Origin of the sequence: Haloferula sp. A504, from assembly GCF_044385805.1 — a bacterium.
In the GTDB taxonomy this organism is placed as follows: domain Bacteria; phylum Verrucomicrobiota; class Verrucomicrobiia; order Verrucomicrobiales; family Akkermansiaceae; genus Haloferula.
Window position 1 is genome coordinate 1 of the sequence record NZ_JBISBU010000196.1, and the last position, 594, is coordinate 594.

1 protein-coding gene is annotated in these 594 nt (G+C 54.0%); it reads left to right on the forward strand.

The genetic code is table 11. The features are described 5' to 3' along the window. The first annotated feature begins 152 nt into the window (after positions 1-152). On the forward strand, positions 153-488 hold the full coding sequence (locus tag ACG2LG_RS24155; RefSeq protein WP_396263464.1) for a hypothetical protein: 336 nt from the start codon (positions 153-155) through the stop codon (positions 486-488). The last annotated feature ends 106 nt before the right edge of the window (positions 489-594 follow it).

A 594-nucleotide genomic window follows, 5' to 3' on the forward strand; every position in this document is an offset into this window, starting at 1 on the left:
ATGTGTTGAATGTGGATAGGTCCCGCCGACCTCGTGCCGGTGGGATAGCCCACGACTTGAACCAGACACGGCACCTCCCTTTCAACCCTCAAACCCACCCTGAGATGCCCGAATGCCTCAAGTCGCAGCCATAGGGTCTCGGCAAAGAAAACATGAGCGATCCATCATCACCTCGTCTCTATGCAGATGATCGCGGAGTATGGCGCGAGGATAAGCCCGGATATCCGTTCGGAATTGAATGGAACGAAATTTACCGAATCGGTGGCTACAAATTGGACTGCGTTACAGAGATCGACACGGTCTTGGAGATCGATTTTGAATACGGTGAGTTTGTAGAATTGAACTCAACGTGGGACGGCTTCGATTCCGTCGTCGAAACCATCAAAAGCAAGGTCGAAGGCATTGACCAATCACGCTTCGATCAGCTCGCAGCCTCAAGCCCAGGCGATCACCCGGTGTCGATATGGGAGAGAGCAACGACAAGATGAAAACGAATGCCGAATCGGGTAGGTGACGGGTTCTAACCGTCACCCCCCACACCACCCGGCATGCGGATCCGCACCGGGCGGTTCCAATTCGTCATGCCATTCCGTG